Consider the following 19,125-nt stretch of genomic DNA (forward strand, 5'->3'; position numbering starts at 1 on the left):
AAACCTTTATAATCATTGATATTATAAGATTTTAAGATGTTTTGAACTTAACTGTCAACCGTTAACTGTACACTGTAAACTAAGACACGAAAGTGTCGCTTTATCTCTCTATTCTGTCACTCGAAATATTCTATCACCCGAATTACAGATCTTTAAGCCCAAATAAACAAAAAGAGACACGAAAATTTCGTGCCTCTTCACTATTCTTACCATTTCTTCTCTGTGGCTACAGCTTCAATCTCATGGGTTGCTCCTCTAAGCATTAAATCACCAACAACCTGTTTAGGTTCTTTTCCTTCAAATAAAATCCGATAAACCTGCTCTACAATCGGCATATCCACTTCCAACTCTTGAGCTAAGGTATAAACAGCCTTAGCAGTTCTAATCCCTTCTACAACCATCTGCATCTCTGATAAAGCTTCATCTAAACTCTTACCTGACCCTATCTTAAAACCTAATCTTCGATTTCGACTATGTTTACTAGCACAAGTCACAATTAAATCTCCTAAACCAGTTAAACCAGCAAAGGTCATAGACTCTGCGCCCATAGCCACCCCTAAACGCTTAACTTCTGTAATACCACGAGTAATTAAAGCTGCTATTGCATTATCTCCAAAATCAAGACCATCAGAAATACCAGCAGCAATTGCAATAGCATTTTTGACTGCCCCACCAAGCTCAACACCTACTATGTCAGGATTTGTATAAACTCTAAACCAATCAGACATGAAGATATCTTGAACCTGTTGAGCCAACTCTTTATTCTCATTTGCTACTACAACAGTAGTCGGATGACTTAAAACTACCTCTTCTGCATGGCTTGGTCCACTTAAAGCTACAATCCTATTATCAAATTTCTCTTCTAACTCATCTTTAATAACTTCAGACATTCTCAAATGGGTACCTTCTTCTATACCCTTAGAAGCAGTAACAATGATTACATCATCAGCTAATAAGCCCTTTAAGTTCTTAGCTACTATTCTAACTATATGTGAAGGCACAACTATAACTACTGCTTTAGAATTAGTAACTGCTTTTTTTAAGTCGGTAGTAGCTTTAATACCTTTAGGAAGTTTAATTCCTGGTAAAAATGAATGTTTTTGTTCCTGATTAATTTCAGCTACTCTATCTTCTGAAACATCCTGTAACCAAACATCATAACCATTATTATCTAGAACAACTGCCAAAGCAGTTCCCCAACTACCTCCTCCAATTACTGCAACCTTATCATTCATATCCGTCCTCCTAACAATACCTTTTATAATATCATCATCTCTCAATTAACATCAACCTTATTTATTTACTCTTTTATTTAAGCTAACCTTATTCTCAGTTCCAGCCAATAATCTCTTGATATTAGCTTGATGCCGATAAATTACAAAAATTGCAATCAATACTGCTAAGATTATAAAGATAGTCTCCTGAGCAAATAAGTACATCAAAATCGGTATTACTATAGCTGCTACTATAGAAGCTAAGGATACATACTGGGTAATCAGTACTATAATAAGCCAAACTAAAAAAGCAACTAAGATAGTTTTAGGTGATAAACTGATTAAAACTCCTACAGAGGTTGCTACTCCCTTACCTCCTTTAAAGTTTAAAAAGATTGGCCAATTATGCCCTGCAATAGCTAATAATCCAGCTACTAAAAGCAATAATGGCTGATCTGCAAAAAAGTAACGGGCTACACTTACAGCTATAAATCCTTTTCCTATATCTAATAAGGCTACTAAGATTCCTAAACCTAAGCCTAATATTCTAAAAGCATTGGTAGCCCCTACATTACCACTTCCATACTCACGAACATCTACTCCTTTGACCAATTTAACAACCAATAAAGCAAAGGGAATAGAACCTAATAGGTAAGCAAACAGCATTACTAAAACTTCTTTAATCATTGTATCTCCTCCGAATAAATTATCTTCCTCTAGCTAATATCTTAATAGGAGTCCCTTCAAAACCAAAGGCATTACGAATCTGATTCTCTAAATAACGCTTATAAGAGAAATGCATCAACTCTGGATCATTAACAAACAGCACAAACAATGGTGGCTTTACTCTAGGTTGAGTAGCATAAAAAATCTTCATTCTCTTACCATGCTTATCAGATGGTGGTTGATTCATAGCTACAGCATCTTCAATCACCTTATTTAATAGATTTGTTGAAATTCTACGGTTATACTGTTCTACAACATAATTGACTATACTCAAAATCTCCATAACTCTTTTTCCTGTAAGAGCAGATGTAAAGATAATTGGAGCATAATTTAAAAATCCTGCTTGATACCTAATCTCTTCAATATATGCATTCATAGTATGGGTATCCTTCTCAACTAAGTCCCATTTATTAACAACTATTACCACACCTTTTCCTTCCTCATGAGCATAGCCAGCAATCTTCTTATCTTGGTCAGTTAAGCCTTCACTAGCATCTAATACCACTAGTACTACATCAGAACGGTCTACTGCCCTTAAAGAACGGATTACACTATATTTTTCTACCCCTCTATCTACTTTCCCCCTTCTTCTCATTCCAGCAGTATCAATGATTACATAATCATTATCATCATGGGAAAAAGGAGTATCGATAGCATCTCTAGTAGTACCAGCAATATCACTAACAATAACCCTCTGTTCACCTAAGATTCTATTAACTAAAGATGATTTTCCTACATTTGGTCGCCCAATTACTGAAATCTTAATTGTATCATCATCATATAGCTCTTCTTCTGTCTCAGGGAAATATTCAATTAGTTTGTCCAATAAATCACCTGTTCTTCTGCCATGTTCAGCTGAAATCAACTGAGGATCATCAAAACCTAATTCATAAAAGTCATACTTATTCATCTCTGCTTCTTGATTATTTTCAGCCTTATTAGCTACCAAGATAACTGGTTTATTAGATTGCCGTAACAACTCTGCTACATCTCTATCCATGTTGGTCAAACCTGCTCTAACATCTACTACAAACAAAATAACATCTGCTTCCTCTATGGCTACTTGTGCCTGATATCTCATTTGTGCCTTAATAGTATTTTGGTCTTCAAGCTCAATTCCTCCTGTATCAATCACAATAAAAGGATTGCCTAACCATTCAGAATCACCATAAATTCTATCTCTAGTAATACTTGGTCTATCCTCTACAATCGAAACTCTCTCCCCTACTAATCTATTAAATAGGGTAGATTTTCCTACATTTGGTCTACCTACAATCGCAACTACTGGTTTTATCACTATCTCCACCTCCAAAATTATCTCCTAACACTTTTTCTAATAAATCTCTGCCTTGATTCTTAACCTTAAGAACTTGGTTAGGAATCTCTTTAATAAAATCAGTCCAACTTAAATCATCTAAGAATAAGCTATCATCGTTTAGCACAATCTCTGGAATCAAAGTTAAACTTCCTAAATCATCAACTCCAACTAATGTATTTAAAATATCTGCTCCAGTCAACAACCCTGTAACTGTAACAGTAGAACCAAAATAAAGATTCTTTACTATAATTAGCTGAACCTCTAAGTTTTCTATTTGATTTAACCTCTCTACAATAGGTTCAATTGCTTTAGCTCCAGAAACAGAAGTTACCATAGTAACTTTACGATACTTTGCTAACTTCTGGGGTAACTCTTCTTTTAATTCTGCAAATTCATCTAATAATAACCTGACCATTCCTACCCCATTCTCCAATTGGAGAAAATCATCATAATAATCTGTCAAAGGAACCTCTTCTCCAGCCAATAAATAAAATTCATCAGAGAGATAGATAAAGTTAGTATCATACTCTGCTCTAAACTTATTCTGCCACTCTTTTACCATCTTAATTACTTCTTTGGCCTCTTTAGATGTAAAAGTTCTTAATTCATCTAAATCATCTCGATATTTAGTCAGTCCAACTGGAACGATAGCTAAGGATTTGACGTTAGGTAGAAATTCTCCTAAATCTCTAATTGTCTTCTCTAAGATTTCTCCATCATTGATTTCAGGGCAGAGTACCACCTGGGTATTAAGCTCTATCCCCGCCTCTACCAAATCTCTAATCTGCTCTAATATCCTGCCAGCCTTCTTATTTCTTAACATCCTAACCCTTATCTTGGGGTCTGTACTATGGACTGACACATGTAGTGGACTTAAATGCATCTGCTTGATTCTTGCAAACTCCTCATCAGACAGGTTAGTTAATGTGGTGTAACTTCCTCCTAAAAAGGAAAAGCGATAATCATCATCCTTTAGATTCAATGTCTTTCTAGTATTAGGTGCAGTCTGTTTTACAAAGCAGAAGATACAATTATTATGGCACTGCTTTAACCCATCAAAAACAATTTCAGAGAACTTAATTCCTAAAGGTTCATCATAGTCCTTCTCAACCTCTAGAATCCAACATTCCCCATCACTCTTAATTATTTCAACCTCTAGGTATGTATCAGTAATCAAGAATTTATAATCTATAAAATCTCTAATTGTATTCCCATTAATTCTAACTAAATTATCTCCGACCTCAACTCCCAACTCTTCAGCGATACTTCCTGCTTCTACTCCTTCAATTCTAATATATCTACTTACATCTTCAAATTCTGCAAATAATCTTTCTCCCATCTTTTATCACCTCTATTTGTCCACTCCCTTTATTATTATTATATATTAAGGTAATTTCGTCAAGTTAATTTATTAAATCACAGTCTTTACTATCTGTCTATATATTCCATTTGATTTCAAATTTAAAATAAATGACCCTTTGATATATAGAAACTGATAAACATTTGACATTAACAGTTATAAGTAATACTAAAAAGTTAAAATATTTTTTTGCAACGAATCTCACTAATTAACGCGAATTAAAATCAAAAGCCTTTAAATCTTTGACTTAATCTGTTAATATCTAATTGGTATGATTCGTGTTAATTCGTTGCTGGATTAATTCAATTTCTTTTTCATATTTTATATAGATAAAAAAGACTAGCAGTTGCTAGCCCTTAATAGCATATAGAATTAATATCTTGATTAATAGAAAAGCGATATAATATAGTGATATTACGACACTTTGTGTCGAGTGTGAGCTATGAGTGTGAGTGTGTAAACCACCCTCTCCTAAATCCTCTCCCTGATAAGGAGAGGACTTTAACTTCTTTTTGTTCCTCCCCTTTTAAGGGGGAGGTTAGGTGGGGGATATTACTAAACTGTCGCAATATACCCATAATCCAATACCAAATACTTAAATTTAATTAATAGAGCAGATAATATTTTAATGCTTGACCAAAATGTAAACCCCATTCCCCAAATCATGGACCATCGATTTAGTTAATCTCGAAATCATCATCGAAATATACTCTAACTGATCTTCATCTTCAGCATAAAATATTGGAGCAGAGCCATTATCTACTTTATCCTTATCCTCATAAGAGGTTACAATAGCTAGAATAACATCATTAATCTCCATCTAACCCATCCTTTCTATGTAGTGTGAGTGTGACAAAAAAAGCTTTCTACTCGTTACCCATCACTTGTCACTAATTACTAATCTGATGCCATTCTCCCAGCTTTAGTCGCCAATGGAGCTCTACGAGAAGCCTCCAAAACCGGAGTACGCCTTACCGCTTCTAAAATACACTCTTCATCAGGCTCCATTGGTATCATAATAATATAAACTCTGCCTGTATGGAGATTAATCCTGGCTAAAGGTGTATAGTCTTGAACTCCAACATCTAATCTAACCCCTAATTGACTAACTATGTCATGGATAATCGCTTGCCGTTGACCTGTATTGGCTAAGGTAGCTCGTGCATTATCATCTTTAGGTGCAATTACTATTCCTACTCCTGCTTTATTCCAACTCTCTTTTGCTTCTTTCAAGCCAATATTCATAATTACAGTATCTTCAATAGATAGATTGGCATTATTTGGACCAACAAATTCTATATCTACTACTCTAATCTCTGCAATATCACCTACATGATCCTCAGACATCAAAGTATATAAGATATAAACAACTATAGTACCAACAATCACTCCACCTGCTATATTTAAAGAGTTATAACCTATCAAGTTAAAAAAATAATAGCCAAAACTAGTTAACAAAGCAGCAATCATTGCTAAATAGTTTCTAGATTCAAAGACCTTAGCTATTCCCTCAATATAGGCTTGACCTCGTGGAACCAGTTCAGTCTCTTCAATCTGACTTAAAAAGTCCCTTTCCATATTCCTAATGCCACGAAATTGCTGAACAGCAGCCCCTAGAATAGTCACAGCTACATAGTTCTCCTCTAACATAGCTGGTAATACTAAAGCACCTAAAGCAGAAGCTAAAAAAGCTAAGGTCAAATGAACAATATACCCATGGGGATAGCCTGGATATTGGCGATAATCAACCCTTAATAACAATAATCGAGTAAAGGTTCCCAAGATAACTGCTAGCAAAATCACTTCTCCATACTTTATCATTTTATAGATCCACTCCTAATTATCATCCTCTCCTTTATCGTCATCTTCTTTTACCCCCAAAGAGTTACTAAATGCACCACCAGCTCCAGTTTTATTTGCAAAGAATAGAAATCCTCCTATAATCAATACAATCGCTAAAATAATTCCTATAGTACTAAAAGCACCTGAGGATTCATTAGCTTTAGTTTGCTTAGTTGTAGTTCCTCCAATCCCTAAAGCACCTTCACTTTCACCACCATATAGTAACTTATCAATAGAATCAGCAAATAAATTCACACTAACACTAGCAGCTTCTTGAGGCTGAACATAGGTTGCAAACTCCAATATCAAAGAACGTGGAGAGAGATCTTGATTATACTTACCCTTAGCATAGAAGATACCTTTGATTAGTCCAGGATAATACTTATCAGTAACTGCTTTAATCTCTTTAGCAAACTTATCATTGACCTTCATCTGTGGGTTCTGACGCCCTACTACCAGTCTCACCTGTCCAAACTTTTTACCATTTATATCAGCAGTATATTCCTTACTATTAGGAACTCCATCACGATGTATATCAAAGATAGCATCTGGTCTCTTTCTTGCCAATCTAGTAGCTGTTCTACGAGAACGTTCATAAGCACCACCATCATGAGGATCATGTTTAGATTGATTATGAATAACTTCAATACCTTTCTTCTCTAAAGCCTGAGCAAGCATTGTTGCTACATTAAATACATCTCCCTTTCCTGGTTCACTATGGGTTCCACTGGTAGGCTTATAGGATTCATCACTGTGAGTATTATAAAGAGCAATCAACTTATTACCCTTTTGAGCTAATAGTCCTTGTGATAAAGCAAATAAATTGTCCTCACCCTCTATCAGCTTTACTGTCCCTTCAAACTTAGCAATACACCTCTTACCATCTACTTTAATGATTCTATACTTCTTGTTCTGTTCATTGAGATAATAATCACCTACACTGACTTCCATTGCTGTTTCAAAAATAGTATCACCACTCTTTTGGGCAACTACTGTAAAATAACTTTGATCCTGTTGTGCATAAGTATTAGGTGAGAATAGCAGAAAGGATAGCGTAATCAAGAAAAAAGCAGTTACTAGACTTATTTTATTCATCATCATCTTCACCATCCTTCTTCTCATCCTTATTGTCATAGCCCAACTCTCCAACCTCCATTGAATGAGCCAACTTAGTATCTTTAAACTTTTGACTCACATTGTCATCGTCTCTAAATAATCGCTCTCTAGATTCTCCTACTAGTTCTGATAAGAGCACAGCCAATAAACCACCAATAACTATTGAATCAAAGGCTCCTGCTCCTCCTATATCAGCCTCACCAGGAACTCCTCCCAAAGTAATTCTGACTACATGAATTAAATCATAAATTAAAAATCCCAAAGTACCTGCTACAAAAGCCTCCTTACGAGAACGTCCAATTAGATAAGCAATCACACCTGAGACTATTGGAAAGAGATAATTTGTATCTATTAAAGTATGCCCCTCTTCAAATTGATAAAATTGGGTCAAAGCAAAGATTGCTCCACCAGACAATATAGTCGCTACCACTGCTCTAAAAACTTCTTCTGCTCTATCTGCTTTAGCCAAGAGATAAAAGGCCAAAACAACAGGAATTATTGCTCCCCCTAAATTGATTGTAATTAAAGGATTAGTAGAGATTGGTATATCTATATAACTGCCCAGTATCATTAAAGCAAAAAAGATAAGTAATGCAGTCTTACTCAATCCCATTTTTTCTATCATCTGTTCTGCAAAACCAAAATAGATTACCAGCTCTAAAACCACTAATAATACCACTCCTGTAGGCACTGCTTTTGCCTCCTTTTGCTAAAATATATTTATAGTAGCCTAACAAAATTTATTATTAACTAGTTTTAACCTGCTATAATTTAATTATTCATCAATGGCTTAAATATATGATCATTGGACTTTATAAAGAGAGATTGCGACACTTTGTTTATTAAGTAGACAGCTGGGTAGGTGGGTAGGAACTGCCTAACTACCTAAACTTCTAACTCCTAACCATCAAAGAAAAAGTGTCGCAATATATCCAAACTATGATACTATCCGTCTTCTCTCAATATTGCATTTTAAAAAAATGTTATATAAAGAAAAAAAGCAACCTCCAGGTTGCTTTTAGAATATATCAATATTAAATTTATCTTGGCTGTACAATCAGTTTAATAGCCGTTCTTTCTTCTCCATCAATCTCAATGTCTGTAAAAGCAGGGATACAAATCAAATCAATTCCACTTGGTGCTACATATCCTCTTGCAATTGCTACTGCCTTTACTGCTTGATTTAGTGCACCAGCTCCTATTGCTTGAAGCTCAGCTCCACCATTATCTCTTAATACACCAGCTAAAGCTCCAGCTACAGAATTAGGACTTGAACTAGATGATACTTTTAGTACTTCCATGTTTAAATACCTCCCCATTTGTTTTGATAAATTAATTTAATGAATTTTATTGTATATATTTATTTCAACATTTGCAAAACAATTCCTTCTTTTTTTGGAAAAAATATTATTTTTTCTTTAAGAGATTTAATTAGATTTATGTACCATAGTGACTCTTTTAACTTTTATAACTTGAACAGCCTTATTGTCAACTTCAACAATCAAACCAGATAACTTAGCATCACCTGTAGCTACCTTAAACCTATTTGGCATCTGGGTCAAAAACCTTTCTAAAGGTTCATCTATATTCATCCCCAAGATGGAATTTACTCCACCAGTTAACCCCAAATCAGTAATATAAGCAGTTCCTTGAGGTAATATCCGTTCATCAGCAGTTTGAACATGGGTGTGGGTACCTACTAGGGCTAGTACTTTACCATCAGCATACCAACCTAAAGCCTCTTTTTCTGCAGTAGCCTCAGCATGAAAATCAACTACAATAGCATCAACTTGACCTTTTAACTCTTCAACAACTTTATCTAAACTACGAAAAGGACATAGATAATTCCCTATATATACCCTTCCTAATAAGTTAACTACCCCTAAAGTGATATCTTCTTTTTTAATGATTTGAAATCCAACTCCAGGGGCTCCTGGAGGATAATTATAAGGCCTAATTACCTTATCAGTATCATCGATAAAGTCAAAAATCTCTCTATTATCCCAAGTATGATTACCAGTGGTTAATAAATCAATCCCATATCCAATAAGTTCATCCATTACTCCTTGAGTTAAACCAAAACCTCCAGCAGCATTCTCTCCATTAGCTATAACAAAATCTAATCCTTCTGATTCAATAATTTGAGGTAATAGTTCTCTAACTGCTCTTCTACCAGTTCTCCCTACTATATCCCCAATAAATAAAATTTTCATTTAAAGAGTTCCTCCTTATACTATCCAACCCCATCATATATATACACTATAAGTTAAAAATTCCTATATTAAATATTTTCAGATCCTTGCTTATAAGATCTTTAATATTAATGATACCCTCTAACATAATAATATACTTTCTAACTCATTTAAATAATATTCATCAAAAGAGCATAAACCCATACTATATCATAATTATTCCAAAAATTTATTAATAAAATTAAAGCTCTTATCAAATTATATCTAAGTTAACAACTTAAGAATTATTTCTATTTTTATTAAATACTAAAACCTTATCTTCTTCTATAAAGCCTAAATATTCACGACCCATATCTTCTAATAAATTATCTTTAGATACTTCTTCAAGCAAAGAATCTATAGTAGAGGATCCTTTAGAATAATAGAAATTTTGATTCTTTAGTAGTTTATCATCAAAAATACCCTCTAAAACTGAAATTATAAAATCTAATTCATTCTTAGAGCATCCCTCTAAATCTCTAATCATATTTAGCCTAGTTAAACCACTATAATCATCCTTGCTAAGTATAATATTTTGATTATCTTTCTTTTTAAACCTGTTAAATAATCTAAAATTCTGCTCTATCTTTCTCTTCTGGTCTATCCAACTTTCATAAGTTATCTCTTTCTCAATTAAAAAAGATATCTTTAAACTCTTCTCCTCCAAATTAATATCTACTGTATTAATAAGCGGGTACTCAAGCAAAATAGATGTTAATAACTCTATGCTATTATCACGATTTAATTTAATTTTATTTGTCTCCATAGCTAGCACTCCTTTAAAATTTACATTATTAGTCTATTCATTAGTTGATTGTTTTGTACTTGTATACTACTTACTTTACTTAACTAATTACATACAAACTCACAAATTCCTGCTTAAAACAAAGAATTTTAATCTAAAAATAATACCTGTTAAAAAATTTTCTTCTAGATTTAAGATAATAATATTAATTAGGAATTAAGTTTAAGATTTAGACTAGACTTTAATAATTTAAAGGATATATACAAAAAGTGACCCTAGATAGGGTCACTTTAAAATTATTTAGCATATTGAACTGATCTTGTTTCTCTAACCACAGTTACTTTAATCTGTCCTGGATATTCTAAATTATCTTCTATTTTTTTAGCTACATCATAAGCTATTTTACTTGATTTAGTATCATCTACATCTTCAGGTTCAACCATAATTCTGATTTCACGACCAGCTTGAATAGCATAGGATTTTTCTACACCTTCAAAAGAGTCAGCAATATTCTCTAAATTCTCTAAACGTTTAATATATGATTCTAATGTTTCACGTCTAGCACCTGGTCTAGCAGCTGAAACAGCATCTGCTGCTGCAACCAATACCGCTTCTATAGATTGAGGCTCAACATCACCATGATGAGCTTCAATAGCATGAATAATCTTCTCTGATTCTCCATGTTTACGAGCAAAATCAACCCCTATCTTAACATGGGATCCTTCAACTTCATGGTCAATTGCCTTACCTATGTCATGAAGTAGTCCTGCTCTCTTAGCTATATTGACATCTACTCCTAATTCAGCTGCCATCACACTAGCTAAATGGGCAACTTCAATAGAGTGTTTTAGTACATTTTGACCATAACTTGTCCTATACTTCAATCTTCCTAATAGATACATAGTCTCTCGGTCTAAACCATGTACTCCTACATCAAATGTAGCTTGTTCACCAACCTCATAAATCTTATCATCTATCTCTTGACGGGCCTTCTCTACCATCTCTTCTATGCGGGCAGGATGAATTCTACCGTCTACAATAAGCTTTTCTAAGGCAATTCTAGCTATTTCACGTCTAATAGGATCAAATCCTGATAAGACTACAGCTTCTGGTGTATCATCGATAATTAAATCAATACCTGTTAAGCTCTCTAAAGCTCTAATATTTCTACCTTCCCTACCAATAATTCTACCTTTCATTTCATCATTTGGTAGCGATACCACTGAAACTGTAGTTTCAGCAACATGGTCAGCAGCACAACGCTGGATAGCAGAAGAGATAACCTCTTTAGCTCTCTTGTTGGCTTCTTCTTTAGCTCTTGTTTCGATATCCTTAATTTTCTTAGCCATTTCATGTTCAATCTCATCTTCTACTTGGCTTAATAATAATTCTTTAGCTTGTTGAGTTGTTAATCCTGCTAAATACTCTAGCTTCTCAACTTGCTTATCATATAAATCATTGATATCTCTTTCCTTCTTCTTAACAGAGACTTCTCGATTTTTAATAGTTTCTTCTCTAGATGTTAGAGTTTCAGCTTTACGTTCCAAATTTTCTTCTTTTTTCAGCAGACGACTTTCAAATCGTTGTAATTCATTACGACGCTCACGACATTCTTTTTCAACCTCATCTTTAACTTGATGAGCTTCTTCTTTAGCTTCCACCAATAACTCTCTCTTACTAGATTCCGCTTGACGTTTTGCATCTTCAATAATTCTCTTTGCTTCTGCTTCAGCAGTTCCAATCTTACTCTCTGCAATATATTTTCTAACGGCAAAGCCAGTTATTACTCCAACTAATAAAGCAACAATCATTAAAACAAACTCCATGCCTTTCACCTCCATTTCATTATTTAATTGTAAAATTACGAAGATTTAATTTTTTCTTAAGAAAGTACCACGTTTATATTTTATCTTCTTATAGTTGTTATGTCAAGATAGAATACCTCTGAGAAGGGGGTTAATCTCTTTATAATTGAATAAATTCGATATCTATTAACCTTAAATTGTAATTAGAGCAAAAAATTAAATATTAATTATAGAAAATCTTATAAATAATAATTCGTTGTAGGAAGTATATCAAAATTCTTTGACACTTACTTCACTCTTACCCTCCTTTAATTCTACCCTAAAGGCCTTATCAGCCACTTCACTTAAATGTTGCTGGTGTGTAACTACAACAATTTGGCGTTCAGAAAACCCATGTACCTCTTTTAAAAATTGAGTCACCCTCACTATATACTCGTCACTAACATGTTTTGCAGGCTCATCTAAAATAATTGGTCCATCAATAGGCGGATTATTATGGCTCTGTAGAATTGCTATTCTCAAAGCTAAAGAGACAACATCAACCACCCCTCCACCCCGAGCATCTTGGGGCTCATTTTTAACCCTGTACTTCCCCTCTTGAGAGACTACATAAAAATCTGCCCAAGGCTGTCCTCCCCGATTTCTCAGCTCTATCTCAAAACTAAAGTTCTCACCAAAAACATACTGTAAAAAGTGTGTTACTAAAGACTCTATCTGCTGTCTAGACTGCTCTCTAGCAAATTCAGAGGTCTCATGAAAGAGGAGATTGACCTGCTCTAATAAATCTCTTTCACTCTTTCGCTTTTCCAACTTCAACCTACTCTCTGCAATTACCTGCTCTATATGCTCCTTAGTCCCTTTCTTCTGGTCATACTCACTCTGTAATCGATTTACATTCTCTTCTAAACTATTAATAATATCAGCTATAGGCATATATATCCTCCTTCCCTAAAAAAAGTGTGAGTGGCGGTGTGAATGTGAGCAAATTTTCTTGAAGAGTCCCTTTACATTAATTTATCCTAACAAAAGTTTAATTTCTAAACTGAAAAGTAACTCTATACTCTCCCACACTCATAACCCCCACTGACACTAATCTACTTTCCCCTGTAACACATCTTTATCAGGCAACATCTCTTTAGCTTGCTTTAATAGTTCTTGAAGCTTAGCCTCTGTCTGCTTAATCTCTTCTTCTAAATTATCAGGCTCTACTCCAAACTCTTTAATCTCTGCCACCAACTTCTCATTATCCTTCTTTAAAGATTCCATTCTTGCTTCACTTTGCATCTTCAATTTATTAGCAGTATCAAGTTCTTTTTTGATTTGAGTAATCTCTTGCTCATATTTTGCTATATTAGCCATTTAATTCACCCTTTCTATTTATTGTTATCACTATTCACTATCCCTTAATTTCTTCTAAGATATGCTCTATCACATTCTCATCAACCACACTCAAACAGGTGGGGCATCTTCCTTCCTCTTTTAGATAATCACCATAATCTTTAGCTAGTTGATTAACTTTATTTTCCTGCTTAGCTAACAAAGTAGATAGTTGATTAAACTCCTTAAGGTTCTTTACCCTAGCTTGATTAAATTCTAATAACCTAGCAAGTTTAATTTTCTTCTCACCCATAGCTTCAAATATCTCTTCTACCTTATCTACATCAGCCAATGCTTTAGCTTGAATATACTCTCTTCTATATTCAGCTCTCATTGACTTCTGTTTAGTGAGCACTTTAGCTAAAGTCTTAGTCTTCTCTAAGAGATAAGGCAACTCTTTATCTATAATTTCTGATACTTTAATAACATCCTGACTTGCTTCAATAACCCTCTTTTTAACCTCTATATCACTGATATTCTCTTGATAAGCTTGATGATATTTAATCAGCGAAGCAAGCTTTTTACTCTCTTTACTTAAGAGATTAAATATCTCTTCTATCTTAGCTAATCCCTCAAGCTCTTCTAATATCCTACTTCCAACCTTGATACTATGTTCTTGCTTCTTATATTCAATAAAGTATTTATCTAAAAGTCTCAATCTATCAACAGTTAAGCTCAATTGATTATATATCTTAAGTAATTTATCTATATCTTTTAATTCATCTAATATTTTGCTGTAATTATTCAATTTCCTTTGCTGTTCTTTATAATTTTTCAGATATAACAGTATCTTATCTAACCTACTATTATTATCAGTTAAACTAGAATAAACTGAATCTAACTTATCTAAATTATTCAGCTGATTTAATATCTTCTCAACCTCACCTTGCTCACAAGCAAGCTGTTCTTTTCTATCCTTGAAGTATTTTAACTTCTCTAATTTTTTATCGATACTCTTTAATTCAAATAATACCTTCTTCTGAGAATCAATATTTTCTTTAATCCTATCTAAATTATCAAATTCCTTTAATTTATCTTCATTTTCTGCAATCAGCTCTGTAAGTTGGTTCTGCTCTGCATTATTTCTTTTGATATCTCTAGTAGTGCTTTGAATAGCCACATCAACAACATGGACATTGATTAATCTACCTAAGGTTTTTGCTCTAATAGATCCACTGTCAGTTAATAAAAAAGCACCTTCTAATTGGTAATCTATATTTAAAGTAGTCTCATCATCTGTACCCAAATAGATCTTTCTCATTCCATGAACCTCAAGTATCTCCTCAGGAACTCCACTTCCTACCTTCTCAAAGACATGCTCCTCACCCTCAGGAGTAATTAGAATATATCTATTTTTACTTGGGGTTCGCTTTCGAATAATCTTAAAGCCGTTACTCAACTCAATTCCTACCTGGCATTTCTTCTTGCCATGGCGGATAAAGTCACTTCCCCTAGGTTCATTGTATAAGACCCACCTTAAGGCTCTAATAATTGCTGACTTTCCTTGATCTGAAGGTCCTGTAATTACATTTAAGCCCTGACTAAGGTTTAACTTACTATTCTCATGGGATTGAAAATTTATCAGCTCAATACTCTTAATACTTACCATTAATTATTCTCACCACCTTGACCAACCTCTTCTTGTGCTAACTCTAACCTATGTAATGCTTCTTTGATTGTACCATCTTCTAGACCTTTATTACTGGCTATCTTATTTAAAATAGCATCGATACTAAAGACCTTAAATTCATCGGAAGCCTTGATCTGCCTAATAAATTCTGCTAATTTCTTATCTCTAAATTTCTCTTCCTCGATAGCAGTACGGTCTAAAACCGCTTTACCTTTTTGTGCCGATTTTAGCTTTCTTAAATTAATATTAATCTCATCCTTTAAATCAATAATAGCTACTTGAGGAGTACGATTAATCTCTTTGATATCAGCACTTGCCCTTACCAAAGAGCCTGGATTTAAAAAGTATCTACCTTTATAATCCTTTACCCCAAACCCTAAATGATAATGACCTGCAATAGTAATATCTGCTTCTGTCTCTACATCCTCAATCAAAGTAAATCCAGATTCAAAAAATGGTCTGTCCAACAACATTCCATGGACTATATGAATAGCATAATCAGCACTACTACCCTTTTTAACATAATAAGCATCACTGTTCTTATTATCTATGGTATAATCAAAATTCTTTCCAGATAATTGTAAAATTGTACCGTTATCATCATTTAATAAAATTGGTTCATCAGGAATCAAATTAACAACCCCTGAAGCTATCAGTAATCCTAACATTGTTCGTGGTAAGGTCTGCGGATTATGTCCATATAAATCATGATTTCCTGCGACTATATAAATCGGTTTAGGATAAGTCCTTAATACCTTAACAAACTCACCAACTACAGAGGGGGCTGTATCAGGACGATCAAATAAGTCACCACCATGGAGAATATAATCAACCTCTTCTTCAATTGCAATTTCTCTTACCTCTGTTAACTTTCTTAATAGAGTCTCTTTAAAATCATCCAATCTTCTGCTGGGATTAGTTCCTCTAATATGGGTATCTGTCAAAAACAAGAGCTTCATTCAATCACTCCTTATCTAAATCATCTAAAGCTAGATTAATAATATCAAAACTGAACCCTTTTCTTTGTAAGGCTTGGGATAACTTATTTCGCTTCTCCCAGTCATCATATTTACGATATCGTTTTTCCTTCTTCTTAGCCAACTTAAAAGCCTTCTGGTACTGGAGTTCATAACTATATTCAGCGGCTAGCTCTTCTTTAATTATTCTCTCATCAACCCCTTTTTCTTTAAGTTGCATTTTAATCACCCAAGGACCATAATTTCTAGTTATTCTATCTCTAATCCAAGCCCCTGCAAATTCTCTATCATTAATATAATTCAACCTTTCTAATACCTTAATTACCTGTTCAATAATAAATTCATCAAAACCTTTATCAGCCAGTCTTCCCCTTAGCTCTTGGCAACTTCTCTGCCGATAGGATAAGAGGTTAAAAGCAGCCTTTTTAGCTTGAATAAAGTCTTCTTGATTTAAGATATACTCTAAGATATCCTCTGTTAACTTATAGCCTTTCTTTAACTTAAATTTATAGATCAACTCTGCATCTACCCCTACTAAAAATTCACCATCAACAAAGACCGAGCATCTACCATTATCCCTCTTTTGAGCTTCAATCTTAGTTATTTCTCCAACAAAATTCATTACCCTTAACACCCCATAATCTCTATTGAATAAAACATTCTATATATGATACTAGCCACAGGTTTAAACCTGTGGCTAACAAAATAATTCATAGTTTCTTAGAAAAGAACTTTAAAGTTCTTTTTCATTAAGCTGACTCCTTGTTCTCTTTCTTTCCTTTACTATCATTTTTAGCTTTAGTTTTATCTTTATCTTCCTGTTCAGGCTGAGCCTCTTCTTCAATTATTCCTAGCTTAACCTTAACCTTATGCTCAATCTCTTTTAATAGTTCCGGCTTAGTATCTAAATAATTTTTAAAGTTATCTCTACCTTGCTCTCGGTGGTCATCACCATAAGAGTACCAAGAACCAGCCCTATCAACTATATCCTCTTCTACCGCCATATCTAAGATACAACCTGCTGCCGAAATTCCAGTACCGTACATAATATCAAATTCAGCAGTCTTAAAGGGAGCTGCCACCTTATTTTTAACTACCTTTACTTGTGTTCTATTACCTAGATATTCATCACCATCTTTAATTGTCTGCCTTCTTCTAACATCTAATCTAACTGAAGAGTAGAATTTAAGAGCTCGTCCACCTGAAGTAGTCTCTGGGCTACCAAACATAACTCCAACCTTCTCACGGATTTGGTTGATAAAGATACAAGTACATTTTGATTTACTTAATACACCAGATAATTTTCTCATCGCTTGAGACATCAAACGTGCTTGAAGCCCAACATGAGCATCTCCCATCTCACCTTCAATTTCAGCCTTTGGTACTAAAGCTGCTACTGAGTCAACAACAATTAAATCTACAGCGCCACTACGAGCTAGTGCTTCACATATCTCTAAGGCATCTTCTCCAGTATTAGGTTGAGATACTAAAAGTTCATTAATATCTACCCCTAAATTCTGAGCATATTTAGGATCTAAGGCATGCTCGGCATCGATAAAAGCAGCTACTCCACCTTCTTTTTGCACCTCCGCAATCATATGTAGGGTTACTGTAGTCTTACCAGAACTCTCTGGACCATAAACCTCTATAATTCTTCCTTTAGGAACACCGCCTACACCTAAAGCTACATCCAAAGATAAAGCCCCTGTAGAGATGGCCTCCACATCCATTACCTTAGCTTCACCTAACTTCATAATTGATCCTTTACCAAATTCCTTCTCAATCTGGCTAAGGGTTCTCTCTAAAGCTTTCTTCTTCTCTGCTAATGACATACTATTCACTCCTTCTATTAATAATAAGCCTAAAAGCCCGAAATAATCAATACTTTTTCTCAATATGATAATATTATATTATATATCTTTTTAAAAAGCAATTACATAAAATGTCTTTACTACTAAGGATATTTAATCAAAGTTTCTGGATTTTATTCTCAAAATTCTATAATTCTATCTCTAATAAAGAATTATAAACAGCACCCTTATTTGTAAGTCTACTCTTCATTAATGATATCTTCTTTACTCTCTGTTCACAGTCAATTTCAAAAGGAAATCCTTGAAGTCTCTTACTAATTAAAGTGAAGTTCTTCTCTTGACGCCCTGTCCTTCCTAAAGTAATATGAGGAATATAAGTATGGGCTTCTGCCTTAAAGCCTAAAGCTAACATTGACTCTTCAAGTAGCTGTTGTAACTTCTTTAAGTTTTCTTTTCCATCTTCAATTCCAGCCCAAATTACCTTAGGATAGTCTATATTGGGAAAAGCACCTAATCCCTTAATTCTAATATCAAATTCTCCAATTTTACCTCTTAGCTCTAATAACTTCTCTTGAATAACATCAAGGCTATCCACTTCAACTTCACCCAAGAATTTAAGGGTAATATGAAAGTTATACTTATCAACCCAATTTATCTGTAAAGAACAATCTCTTAAAATATTCTTAATCTTCTCTAACTTCTCCTTAACAAGACCTTCTAGTTCTATAGCAATAAAGAGCCTTAATTCTTCATCCATTTTAAACCTCCTCCTTCTATAGTCATTCAACTTTACTATAAATTTGAATGACCGTAACGAGTAACAAGTGATGAGTAAAGAGTTAAATCCTATAAGCTTTATTCTAGGATTGAACGTCTATATAGATAAACAACTCTAGAATGTAATTTAAATATCCTAATAATTTAATACCTTTAAGTTCTTAACTAAAAACCTTAAAAGATAACTTTCAGCAAC

19 protein-coding genes are annotated in these 19,125 nt (G+C 34.0%); all 19 read right to left on the bottom strand.

What is annotated here, in order from left to right; all coding sequences use genetic code 11:
* Window positions 1–206: 206 nt before the first annotated feature.
* Complete coding sequence (locus tag ACTCDL_RS06240; protein ID WP_463175091.1) at window positions 207–1,235, bottom strand: NAD(P)H-dependent glycerol-3-phosphate dehydrogenase; 1,029 nt, start codon at window positions 1,233–1,235, stop codon at window positions 207–209.
* A gap of 57 nt (window positions 1,236–1,292) precedes the next feature.
* Entirely contained in the window at window positions 1,293–1,901 is a 609-nt protein-coding gene (gene plsY, locus ACTCDL_RS06245; RefSeq protein ID WP_463175092.1) for a glycerol-3-phosphate 1-O-acyltransferase PlsY, read from the bottom strand.
* A gap of 19 nt (window positions 1,902–1,920) precedes the next feature.
* Complete coding sequence (gene der, locus ACTCDL_RS06250; protein ID WP_463175095.1) at window positions 1,921–3,237, bottom strand: ribosome biogenesis GTPase Der; 1,317 nt, start codon at window positions 3,235–3,237, stop codon at window positions 1,921–1,923.
* Window positions 3,206–4,597, bottom strand: a complete 1,392-nt coding sequence (locus ACTCDL_RS06255) for a DUF512 domain-containing protein (RefSeq protein WP_463175096.1) — start codon at window positions 4,595–4,597, stop codon at window positions 3,206–3,208. Before ACTCDL_RS06255 ends, der begins: the two co-directional genes overlap by 32 nt.
* A gap of 646 nt (window positions 4,598–5,243) precedes the next feature.
* A complete protein-coding gene (locus ACTCDL_RS06260; protein WP_463175098.1) occupies window positions 5,244–5,438 on the bottom strand; it encodes a capping complex subunit for YIEGIA in 195 nt (64 codons plus the stop codon).
* Window positions 5,439–5,515: 77 nt separating this feature from the next.
* On the bottom strand, window positions 5,516–6,439 hold the full coding sequence (locus ACTCDL_RS06265; protein WP_463175099.1) for a YIEGIA family protein: 924 nt from the start codon (window positions 6,437–6,439) through the stop codon (window positions 5,516–5,518).
* A gap of 15 nt (window positions 6,440–6,454) precedes the next feature.
* Window positions 6,455–7,594: a stage II sporulation protein P gene (gene spoIIP, locus ACTCDL_RS06270; RefSeq protein ID WP_463175101.1), complete on the bottom strand. Its 1,140-nt coding sequence runs from the start codon at window positions 7,592–7,594 to the stop codon at window positions 6,455–6,457.
* Window positions 7,548–8,267, bottom strand: coding sequence for a DUF1614 domain-containing protein (locus ACTCDL_RS06275; RefSeq protein WP_463175103.1), 720 nt, complete (start codon window positions 8,265–8,267; stop codon window positions 7,548–7,550). Before ACTCDL_RS06275 ends, spoIIP begins: the two co-directional genes overlap by 47 nt.
* Window positions 8,268–8,616: 349 nt before the next feature.
* A complete protein-coding gene (locus ACTCDL_RS06280) occupies window positions 8,617–8,877 on the bottom strand; it encodes a stage V sporulation protein S (RefSeq protein ID WP_068715083.1) in 261 nt (86 codons plus the stop codon).
* A gap of 126 nt (window positions 8,878–9,003) precedes the next feature.
* Window positions 9,004–9,789, bottom strand: a complete 786-nt coding sequence (locus ACTCDL_RS06285; RefSeq protein ID WP_463175107.1) for a TIGR00282 family metallophosphoesterase — start codon at window positions 9,787–9,789, stop codon at window positions 9,004–9,006.
* Between the two features lie 256 nt (window positions 9,790–10,045).
* Window positions 10,046–10,573: a hypothetical protein gene (locus ACTCDL_RS06290; protein WP_463175109.1), complete on the bottom strand. Its 528-nt coding sequence runs from the start codon at window positions 10,571–10,573 to the stop codon at window positions 10,046–10,048.
* Between the two features lie 275 nt (window positions 10,574–10,848).
* Complete coding sequence (gene rny / locus ACTCDL_RS06295; RefSeq protein WP_463175111.1) at window positions 10,849–12,378, bottom strand: ribonuclease Y; 1,530 nt, start codon at window positions 12,376–12,378, stop codon at window positions 10,849–10,851.
* A gap of 249 nt (window positions 12,379–12,627) precedes the next feature.
* Entirely contained in the window at window positions 12,628–13,290 is a 663-nt protein-coding gene (locus tag ACTCDL_RS06300) for a P-loop NTPase family protein (RefSeq protein WP_463175112.1), read from the bottom strand.
* 156 nt (window positions 13,291–13,446) lie between these two features.
* Window positions 13,447–13,716, bottom strand: coding sequence for a hypothetical protein (locus ACTCDL_RS06305; RefSeq protein WP_463175114.1), 270 nt, complete (start codon window positions 13,714–13,716; stop codon window positions 13,447–13,449).
* A gap of 37 nt (window positions 13,717–13,753) precedes the next feature.
* The gene (locus ACTCDL_RS06310; protein ID WP_463175117.1) at window positions 13,754–15,343 is read right to left on the bottom strand and encodes an AAA family ATPase; all 1,590 of its coding nucleotides are present in this window, start codon (window positions 15,341–15,343) and stop codon (window positions 13,754–13,756) included.
* Entirely contained in the window at window positions 15,343–16,323 is a 981-nt protein-coding gene (locus ACTCDL_RS06315) for a metallophosphoesterase (protein ID WP_463175119.1), read from the bottom strand. Before ACTCDL_RS06315 ends, ACTCDL_RS06310 begins: the two co-directional genes overlap by 1 nt.
* 4 nt (window positions 16,324–16,327) lie before the next feature.
* Entirely contained in the window at window positions 16,328–16,963 is a 636-nt protein-coding gene (locus ACTCDL_RS06320) for a RecX family transcriptional regulator (protein WP_463175121.1), read from the bottom strand.
* Between the two features lie 127 nt (window positions 16,964–17,090).
* On the bottom strand, window positions 17,091–18,173 hold the full coding sequence (gene recA / locus ACTCDL_RS06325; protein ID WP_463175124.1) for a recombinase RecA: 1,083 nt from the start codon (window positions 18,171–18,173) through the stop codon (window positions 17,091–17,093).
* A gap of 166 nt (window positions 18,174–18,339) precedes the next feature.
* On the bottom strand, window positions 18,340–18,909 hold the full coding sequence (thpR, locus tag ACTCDL_RS06330; protein ID WP_463175125.1) for an RNA 2',3'-cyclic phosphodiesterase: 570 nt from the start codon (window positions 18,907–18,909) through the stop codon (window positions 18,340–18,342).
* Between the last annotated feature and the right edge of the window lie 216 nt (window positions 18,910–19,125).

The sequence above is a fragment of the Orenia sp. genome (assembly GCF_055140805.1).